This is a genomic window from Paenibacillus cymbidii (assembly GCF_004764705.1).
GTDB lineage: Bacteria > Bacillota > Bacilli > Paenibacillales > NBRC-103111 > Paenibacillus_AN > Paenibacillus_AN cymbidii.
The window spans coordinates 1-8,942 of sequence record NZ_SHLX01000062.1; the positions used below are offsets into that span (position 1 = coordinate 1).

11 protein-coding genes are annotated in these 8,942 nt (G+C 46.1%); 2 read left to right on the forward strand and 9 right to left on the reverse strand.

Translation table 11 applies throughout. The features are described from left to right. Nucleotides 1–467 precede the first annotated feature (467 nt). The 4 genes from EXY20_RS38390 to EXY20_RS38405 all read right to left on the reverse strand — a co-directional run bounded on the left by EXY20_RS38390 (nt 468) and on the right by EXY20_RS38405 (nt 3,344). Nucleotides 468–1,151 (reverse strand): YjjG family noncanonical pyrimidine nucleotidase, encoded by a 684-nt coding sequence (locus tag EXY20_RS38390; protein ID WP_135557740.1) that lies wholly within the window; start codon nt 1,149–1,151, stop codon nt 468–470. 65 nt (nt 1,152–1,216) lie between these two features. Next, a complete protein-coding gene (locus EXY20_RS38395) occupies nt 1,217–1,684 on the reverse strand; it encodes a carboxymuconolactone decarboxylase family protein (RefSeq protein ID WP_135557741.1) in 468 nt (155 codons plus the stop codon). A 98-nt stretch (nt 1,685–1,782) separates the two neighbouring features. Next, complete coding sequence (locus EXY20_RS38400; protein WP_235886405.1) at nt 1,783–2,688, reverse strand: DMT family transporter; 906 nt, start codon at nt 2,686–2,688, stop codon at nt 1,783–1,785. A 20-nt stretch (nt 2,689–2,708) separates the two neighbouring features. Further along, nucleotides 2,709–3,344, reverse strand: a complete 636-nt coding sequence (locus EXY20_RS38405; protein WP_135557742.1) for an FMN-dependent NADH-azoreductase — start codon at nt 3,342–3,344, stop codon at nt 2,709–2,711. Nucleotides 3,345–3,604: 260 nt separating this feature from the next. On the opposite strand from EXY20_RS38405, the gene EXY20_RS38410 reads away from it, so the two are divergent. After that, nucleotides 3,605–4,108 carry an Rrf2 family transcriptional regulator gene (locus EXY20_RS38410; RefSeq protein WP_135557743.1) on the forward strand — a complete coding sequence of 168 codons (504 nt, stop codon included), beginning with the start codon at nt 3,605–3,607 and terminating at the stop codon, nt 4,106–4,108. A 191-nt stretch (nt 4,109–4,299) separates the two neighbouring features. Here EXY20_RS38410 and EXY20_RS38415 read toward each other — a convergent pair whose 3' ends face one another. The 4 genes from EXY20_RS38415 to EXY20_RS38425 all read right to left on the reverse strand — a co-directional run bounded on the left by EXY20_RS38415 (nt 4,300) and on the right by EXY20_RS38425 (nt 7,445). Next, nucleotides 4,300–4,800 (reverse strand): GerAB/ArcD/ProY family transporter, encoded by a 501-nt coding sequence (locus EXY20_RS38415; RefSeq protein ID WP_167859813.1) that lies wholly within the window; start codon nt 4,798–4,800, stop codon nt 4,300–4,302. Beyond that, nucleotides 4,734–5,213 carry a carbohydrate ABC transporter permease gene (locus EXY20_RS39410; RefSeq protein ID WP_167859814.1) on the reverse strand — a complete coding sequence of 160 codons (480 nt, stop codon included), beginning with the start codon at nt 5,211–5,213 and terminating at the stop codon, nt 4,734–4,736. The genes EXY20_RS38415 and EXY20_RS39410 overlap by 67 nt, the downstream gene beginning before the upstream one ends. Further along, nucleotides 5,206–6,432, reverse strand: a complete 1,227-nt coding sequence (locus EXY20_RS38420; protein ID WP_135557745.1) for an ABC transporter substrate-binding protein — start codon at nt 6,430–6,432, stop codon at nt 5,206–5,208. The genes EXY20_RS39410 and EXY20_RS38420 overlap by 8 nt, the downstream gene beginning before the upstream one ends. Before the next feature lie 293 nt (nt 6,433–6,725). Beyond that, nucleotides 6,726–7,445: a DsbA family oxidoreductase gene (locus EXY20_RS38425; protein WP_135557746.1), complete on the reverse strand. Its 720-nt coding sequence runs from the start codon at nt 7,443–7,445 to the stop codon at nt 6,726–6,728. Nucleotides 7,446–7,629: 184 nt separating this feature from the next. On the opposite strand from EXY20_RS38425, the gene EXY20_RS38430 reads away from it, so the two are divergent. Further along, nucleotides 7,630–8,193: a TetR/AcrR family transcriptional regulator gene (locus tag EXY20_RS38430; protein ID WP_135557747.1), complete on the forward strand. Its 564-nt coding sequence runs from the start codon at nt 7,630–7,632 to the stop codon at nt 8,191–8,193. Nucleotides 8,194–8,341: 148 nt separating this feature from the next. On the opposite strand, the gene EXY20_RS38435 is transcribed toward EXY20_RS38430, so the two are convergent. After that, on the reverse strand, nt 8,342–8,557 hold the full coding sequence (locus EXY20_RS38435; protein ID WP_135557748.1) for a hypothetical protein: 216 nt from the start codon (nt 8,555–8,557) through the stop codon (nt 8,342–8,344). Nucleotides 8,558–8,942 lie beyond the last annotated feature (385 nt).

The following is an 8,942-nucleotide window of genomic DNA, read 5'->3' on the forward strand; positions in this document are numbered from 1 at the left end:
AATTTGTTCCGGTACACCAAGGGACTTTGGAACGGACTCTTTCCCTGTTACGATCATTATTACCTTCCCCGAACCAATAACGAGTTGGAGCAATTTTTTTGACAGACGAAAGCCTGTCATCGCCGCATAACCAGACTTCGCAACTGGAATCGCTACATCATTCGCAACGGAGAAATGATCGTGTTAGTGCACGATGCGCTTCGTCAAGAGCATGTGACCGCCCGCCTTCGTTCGGTCAGTTATGAAACCTACAAAGCGCGGAAAGCACAATGGGACGAGCGTCTGTCCGAAGGGATTCAGCGGAAACGCTTTAATCGTGATCCCGCGGCGTACCTAAGCGATCTGGAACAACTGTGGGCCGGTTTATCCTGTTAGTCGATTGTGCTGTCGTTGAAAAAAATCACCTCCCGGTGATTTCACTGTAAAAAACTTGTAGCCACCTGTTGTTCTTGACCTCAAACCACCGGTTAACAAATCCCTATCAATTCCAGTAAATTTGAAATTGTATATGTACTATGAATGTTCTTGGAATTGGGTTGCGACGTTCTATTTATCCAGCAAGTATCGATTCCCGACACCAATCCACCTCTAATGTCTGTATTTAATGAATCTCCGATGATTAAGGCTTCCTTTTTCTCGAAATTTGGAATATGACTAATAACATAATCAAAAAATTTCGTGGACGGCTTTGAGTGCCCAATGCTTTGTGAATCAAAAATATTTTCAAAAAAATGGTATAATCCCGAAGTTTTCAGTCTTTTGATCTGCGTCACTGTGATCCCGTTCGTGATAATGAACAACCGATGTGTCGAGGATAAACGCTGACAAATCTCCAACGCCCCTTCTAATAATAACTGGTCACCGCCACCCAGCAACTCTCGATATACATTTTCCCATTCCATTCCATCAACGTCTTTCCCTAACTTAGACAAAGTTTCGGAAAATCTGGAGTGTAGTACGACGTCCAGCGAAATGTTTCCATTCTCATAGTCAACCCACAATCGTTTATTCACGGAGTTGTAAATTTGATATAATTCCTCTGAGAATGTATAGCCATATTGTTTGAATAAACAGGTCAAAGAGTTCGTCTCGTTCGCTCCAAAGTCAAGAAGGGTATCATCTAAATCAAATAGCAGTATTCTATAACTCATGCGACCTCCGATAAATTCTATCCCTGTCCATCAAAACATGAACAGGGATAATGATATGATATTCCTTATTTTTCCTTACTTCCCGCCGGTTGATATGCCCCTGGAACCATGCCGGTCGAAATCGCCATGCGATTCCAACTATTAATTGCAGTAATCGCCATAATCAAATCGACGAATTGTCCTTCGTCGTAATGCTCTCGGACTTGCTGGTACACAGCGCTTGACACACCTCCATTTGAGATTACTGTCACCGCTTCTGTCAAGGCAAGAGCGGCTCTCTCAGCATCCGTGTAGAATGGGGCTTCGCGCCAAGCGTTCAACAGAAAGATACGTTGCTCTGTTTCCCCCGCCGCGAGCGCGTCTTTCGTATGCATATCGAGGCAAAATGCACAGCCGTTGATTTGAGAAGCGCGGATCTTGATTAACTCTCGAACCTTTTTATCAAGACCGCTTTTTGTTACATATCCTTCCAATTTCAATAACGTTTGGAGCGAATCCGGTCTAACCTTCATGTAGTCCAATCTACTTTCCATATTTAATACTTCCCTTCAAATTAGATTTTATTAGCTTATTTGTCCATATCCTTCAAACCAGAGTATCTCCAATCGCTCGGCACGACATTCAAAAGCGGTTAAGCAGATTGCTTTCTGTTTCTCAAAATTTGCGGCAAGGCGATGCCAATTAAGGTTATGACTACACCACTCCACTGTAGCACACCAATCGGCTCGTTTAATGCAATAAACGATACAATGACGGCTGCAGGCAGTTCGGCTGCACTTAGAATTGTCGCCAGTCCGCCCCCGACTTTCGGAACACCAATTGCATAAAATACAGGCGGTATGACTACGCCAAACAGTGCCAATAAAAGGCCCCACTTCCATAAGTCGTTTTGCAAAGAGAGGTTAATAAGGGAGTATGGCGGAAACACCAACATAACGAGTATGGACGATCCGGTAATCATCAATGCGCTTCGCAAGATCGGTACGACAGTCCCTGCCGTCTTTTCACTGAACCTAATGAAGAATGCATACATAACTGCTGAAGCTAGGCCCAATGCCACTCCAATCCACGATACCGATTCATGCATTCCACTTACAAAACCGCTTGTAAAAGTGATCCCAACGAACAAGACGATAAGGGAAAGCAAATTCTCTTTGCCAGGGCGCCTGCGCTCAAGTAACGATTCCAACAAGATGCCGATCCATGTGAATTGGAATAGCATAAGAATTGCGAACGATGCGGTCAGATACTGAAGCGCAGCATAATAAAACATTCCGGTCATGCCAGTGGTCATGCCAACAAACATCAAAGAGATCACTTGGCGAACCGTTACCGTGTACGTTTTCGAAGATGTCGGCTGCTTCTTGAATATCCGATTGAAAATTACTAATGCCCACAGAATAACGACGCCGATTAACGCTTGACTACCAGCAACATCTCCAACAGAAAAGCCCGATGTATAAGCTTTCTTTACGAAAGTGGATAATAGTCCATAACTACATGCACCGAAAATAACAAGTAACCTGAATTTCAACATAGTCGTTACCCGTTTGACGATCAGAAGTGTTTGGCCAGGTCAAGTGCTTGTTCAATCGCCAGCTCCCGATTTGCACTCGCCAGATCAGGAGAAACGCCAGTTCCTTCGATCGCGATTAACGTGACGTCTGTTACACCCATGTAATGGAAGATGGCCTCCAAGTAACGGTGACTGAATTCGAAGTCCGCCCATTTCCCTTTGGAAAGTATGCTTCCGGACGACTGTACATGTAACAGTTTTTTTTCTGTCGCCAAACCGAAAATGCCCTCTTTAGAATATTTTACTGTTTTGCCGGGGATGCAAATGGCATCGATATAAGCTTTAAGAACTGGAGGAAACAAGAAATTCCAAACGGGATTGGCCACTACGATTTTGTTTGCTGCGATGAACTGATTGACAATTTCGTTCAGACGAACCACTTTGGTTTGTACTTCCGGATCCAGTTGTTCAAGTGAGCGCCCTTGCTTTATTTGTTTCCACCCCGTTAATATTTCCGCGTCTAACTGGGGAATGTCCATACGATATAAGTCCAATGGAACGACGCGATGCGTCGGGTTCACTTCTCGATAAGCTTGTACGAAGGCATCGCTTACGGACAGGCTCTGAGAGGCGCTCTTATCAAAAGGATGTGCGGTTACATACAAAATAGTAGTCATGTCTGATCACTCCTTGTGTCTCTATACTTGTGTCATTCGGACTCGATCAAGTCCTGCCTTATTCCAACCTCTTTACATCGTCGATAACATATATCGTCGATTAATCTTAGACACAATATAACTCTTTGTCTTTGGGATGTCAATCTGCCGAGGTGTCCGTATCGTTTTGTAATTTCCACCATTCCTTCCGTTTGACAATGGTTTTAAATAATCTTAAGATGTGAAATATCCAATTGTCCGCTCAGAAGGCAGGTGTTCGCATGCAGTATGGAATCGGCGTTGAATATGCACTGCATTGCTTGGTCTATTTGATCGACATTCCACCCGAATCCGCCATCGGGATTAAAGAACTTTCTGTGTTTCAAGGTGTCCCGGAAACCTATTTATCGAAGATTTTTACCAAATTAACGAAAACCGGCATCGTCAAATCCGTTCCTGGAGTAAAAGGCGGTTATAAATTGGCAAGACTGCCAGCGGAGATCTCGTTTTGGGATGTTGTTGAAGCCGTTGAAGGTGCCTCCCCCATTTTTCAATGCAAGAATATTAAAAATAACGATTTCCTTTGCCGCGACGAAGAACTCGCGACTTGCGCTAGATCCACTCCCTGCATTATCAACCTTGCGATGCGAGAAGCCGAGGAAATCATGCGAAATCAATTACGGCAGAAGTCGCTAATGTGGCTGAGAGAAGAACTTAATCGCGTATTATCGCCTAAGGCGCTTCGCATAACGAAGGAATTTTTTTCGAACGACGGTAGCGTTTAACATACAAAAAACAGCCTTATACCTGTGAGGTACAGGTCAAGGCTGTTTTTTGTTATGCCCCTTTAATCCCCCCGGTTCGCATTGTGGGGTCTCAAGGACAGTTCTTTTCATTTTCCAGAACCATAAATAAATACAGAGTAACGGAATGTATCCGAACAAGAGAATCCATCCGGATAAATTTAACACGGAATCTACTCGATCATCATCGGACTACGCAACGGAAGTAACAGGATAAATACGATGCCGGCTGTTACCAATAAGGCGGCTCTTGAAGTCATTCCGATCGTATTTTCAAGGATTCTTATTCCGCCCCAGAAGACTACACAGCTTGCGGAAATAATGATGAGAAACCAAACGAAGACGTAAATATAATCAAAACGCTCAAGAAACGGCAAATAGATGATTTTGGATAAAATAATCGTCGGCCAGATCGTGTGCTGTAGCTCGTCGATATTAAAAAAAGCAAATGAAACAATCAACAGAAGTAACGAAACCAATGTGGAATGTAACACCCCAAATGCGCCCATTTTTTTGATTTCTCGGGGTTTTTTATGTAAGGATACAATAGAAGCAGAAATTCGACGCCTACTATGTAGCCTAGGTTCTTCCAGATATAAATAAGTACCTATACCCCCATCGAGCTGTCCGAGTTCATCCAATCGACGCGCGGCGGCCCCCATGCATTCAGCCAAGCGTTCAAGATCCCGTTCCAATCGACGAAGGTTTGCCATATCATGACGATCGAGGCAACCGGCACGACGAGGGGGAGTACGAAAGCCGTCTGAAATCCGCGCCGAAACCTTGTGCGATTATTCAGCAGAAGCACGAACGTTAACGAGAATACGATCAGGACGGGAACGGCAATCCCGGTAAACAACAGAGTATTACCGGCCGCATGTCGAAAAGAACCCCTGGCGAGAAGCGCCTTGTAATTGTCGAACCCGACGAATGTCCCGCCAACCGTTCGATCCCGAAAAGAATAACCGACTCCGAGCGCGAACGGAAAAATATAGAACAGCGAGAATCCGAGAAAACCAGGTACCAGAAATAAAATGGCCGCCGGTCCGTCCCTTCTCGTCCAGTCGCGGAACCGGGTTTTATTCATTGAGGTAAGTCATCGCTTTGTTCTGCAGCAATTTCGCGACCGCTTGAGCGGATTTTTGTCCGCTGAAAAACGCAGGCGATTCTTGGAACAGCAGAAGCTCGATCTCTCCCGGAAGCTGGATAATCGGGTTGACGGCTTTCGTTACGGTCTCTCTAAGAGCTTGCAATTCCGCTTCACCTAAATGACCTTCTTGTATCGCCTCCGCCCCTCTCGCGTCGAATGCGGATCTGGATACGGGGAATAGGTTATTCCAGGAGTCGGCTCCCGTTTCCATGTCCGATGTTCTCCCTTCTCCGGACAGGAGGAACTTCAGGAAATCCCACGCCTCGGGTTTAACGCCGGAGTTCACGTTGATGGCGATATTGGCCATGGGAGAATAGAACCCCCCGCCCTTCTGACCCTCGGACTTGGGCGATTGGTACAGCTTCGGATGCGCCAGCCTGCTTTCCTTCATGCGCAGGCGATAATCGGTAAACGAATAAATTTCGGTCGGTTGAAAGTACACGGTGCCATTAATGAAATTTTTGCTGTCGAAAGTCACCGTATGATTCTCTTCCAGTTGGTTGATCCGATTCAGGAGGCCGATGAACGCAACGGAGTCGAAGTTGGATTTCCGGTTAGCTTGGTCCACGAATTGCGAGTAGGAAGACGTCACCAACCGCCACAACAAGTTGGGTTTGGCTTTCTCGAAGTATCCGTACTTTTGGCCTGTCGATTGCAAATCCTGTACGATGCCGTCGAACTGTTCCCATGTCCAATTGCCGTCATCGAGTAGAAGGCCGGCCTCTTGAAGCTCATCTTCGTCCGCCAATACGCCGGTCAAAGTAAACGACAACGGCAAGGCATACGCGACGCCGTCATTCTGTTTCACGTTGTCCAGCAGATTTTGAAAATAATCTTCCTCCTTGAATGAAGGATCGCTTTCCATCAAGTCGCTGAGGCTGGCGAGCAGATCTTTGCCGATGTACCGATCGGCCGGAAGATCGTCCATGACGATCAGATCGGCGCCTTTGCCGTTTAAAAATTCAGTCGCGGTTTTCGTCCTGAATTTCTCCACCAGCAAGCCGGACGGGTCGAACTCCTTGGTGACGTATTGCAGATCGATCTTCGTGTTCGGATGCTCATTTTCGTAAGCATTTTTCGCGTCTTCGAAATAGGAGTCGTAGTCGTACATGGAGAAAACGACGGTGCTTCTTTTATTCGGGTCGAGCGCCGACATTGCTTTCGTTGGACTCGGTTTCGTGGATTCGGTACTCGTAACGTCGGAGTCGTTGCTCTCCGGGTTCGAAGAAGGTTGTCCGCTTGTTCCCCCTACCTTAGAGGAAAGTATAAATAGGCGCGGTCAAGAAAAAGTGAAGCCCGAATCAAGATAAGCTTAAGATTTCGCTTTCCGACTCGTCATGATTACAAAGCCATCGCTCACGAGGAGCGATGACTTCATGATCGAACATCTTCCTTTGTTAAGGGAATCAATAAAAACAAAAACTATAATTCAGATGTGCGAAGCCTTCCTCAAATCGAGCATGCGTTTTCCCCGCACTGTCCTGTCTGCGAATCATCCCGCGAAGACTCGTCTAGCATTTGAAGTGGATGATCTTTTCTCCATACCCGCTCTAGAATCTCAAGAAAGACATCGCTTGATCGGACGCCGGATAGAGCGTATTTATCATTGAAAATATAAAATGGCGTACCCGATACTCCGATCTTGGAACCGTGTTGCCGCTCGTTCCTCACTGTATCTCTGTACTGGTCTCCGGACAACATAAGAAGAACTTCTTGGGCATCCAGACCGCTCTCGTCAGCCAGCTTGGCGAGATTGTCGGGATTGCCGATATCCATTGAATCCGTAAAATAGGCTTTATACGCCCGTGCCAGCCACTCCCCTGCTCTGCCCCGTTCTTGCGCGTAAACGGCTACCCGAAGGACATCGGTCGTGTTCGACGGAATCAAGGTGTCAAGATGATAAGTCAGGCCGACTTCTTTCGCCATGCGAATGACCGCCGCGTTGCTCTCCCTGACGTAATCCGCGGTCATCGCTCCGCCATGAATTTCGGCCGTCCATTCATAATAATTTTTACCGTTGCCACTAGGAGCATCGGGAAACAGTTGGAACGGTCTGAAGACGACTTCCGCTTCGTTCTTGTGTTCGAATCTCTTCAGGGCATTTTCCAGATTGGTTTTGCCTATATAGCACAATGGACACATCACATCAGACCAGATTTCGATCTTCATCTTATTTCGCCTCTTTCCTGTGAAATCTACCTGTTAGCCGACAACGGTTGATTCATAAGCAGGTAGTGATCTAAATTATAGAGAGTAGGATCGAGAACTCAATCGGAAGAATTTCGATTTTTGTCGACTAATCAACAGATGTTCGGAATTTGTTTATTTTTGTGCGGAAAAGGGATGGTTTCGGGTGCCTAAGGTGGACAGAAGGATCCGCAAAACAAAGGAAGCGATCCAGATCGCCCTGATGGAATTATTGGGCGAAAAAGAGTTTGAGCACATTACGATTCACGACATTTCGGCTAAAGCGGATTTAAACAGGGGGACGCTTTATCTTCACTATGCGGACAAGTATGACCTACTTGAACAATCCATCCATGATCATTTAACTCGAATGTTGGATTATTGCATCCTATCCGACGTTGACGAACGCGGGACGGATTTCGTAGGATCCCCGCTTCCCTTGTTTCAATATCTCGAAGATCAATTTTTATTCTTCTCCTCCATGTTGCACAACAAAGGAATCGACTGTTTCAAGGAACGACTCGCGTCCATGGTCAGAAGCGGGCTGACGGAGAGATTTAAACATAGAGAACTTCACGGGGAAGCAAAACAGGAAGTAACCATCGAATTTCTAACGAACGCTTTCGTCGGTGTAGTGGAATGGTGGGTTAAAAACAATATGCCTTATCCTCCGCAAGAAATGGCTAATCAAGTAAGGGCTATTTTCGAAACCAATCTTTCGCCTCGCTGAGGGCTTCATTGCGAATTCCGTTCGCGAAAAAAATTGCGCCAGCCAGGACGGTTCAGAGGACCGGCCCGGCGAGAGCAACCAACTGCTTTAATTGCCATAAACTTTCCAGGGTTCGATGCCTATAGATGTGGTGGATTTAGCCGTTATGCTAAGCGGGATATGATTTAACCGGTGTGAACGTCGTCGCGTTGTACTGGTTCGCAAGCAAGCCGAGACCCAATGGGGTAGCCACGTTCGTCCAGGCGCTGCCGTTCCAGTATTGAATCGTATACGAAGCCGGTAAATCGATGCCTCCGTTATCGTCGAACCAATAGACGTCAACGAGGAAATCGTTTTGTTTGCACTGAACGTATACTGTACCCATTGCGTAGAATCTTTACGTTGGGTGGCGGCACATCGGTGAACAACGCGCCGATCGTAGATGCTGGCTCCAACGCGACGATCGCGCTGAATGCCGGGAATGGGACAATGTTTTTGACTTCCGACATTAACCGAATCGCCACCTTCCGCCTAGGTGGGGATTATTTGACGCTTACGACTTTACCACGCCGATAGTTCTAAGTGTCAGTCGCTGCAAAATTGTTTATATGTGTTATTGTATTTGAGGAAAGACAAAGTCATATATCTAAAAAAACTACGTCGGCACAATTATATAACAGAATTTTCCTGCCGGATGTCGAATAAGAAATGGTCAGCGTAAATGAAGGAGTGGCCATGATGCTTTCGAAAAATCGGTTAGGGACGGCGCC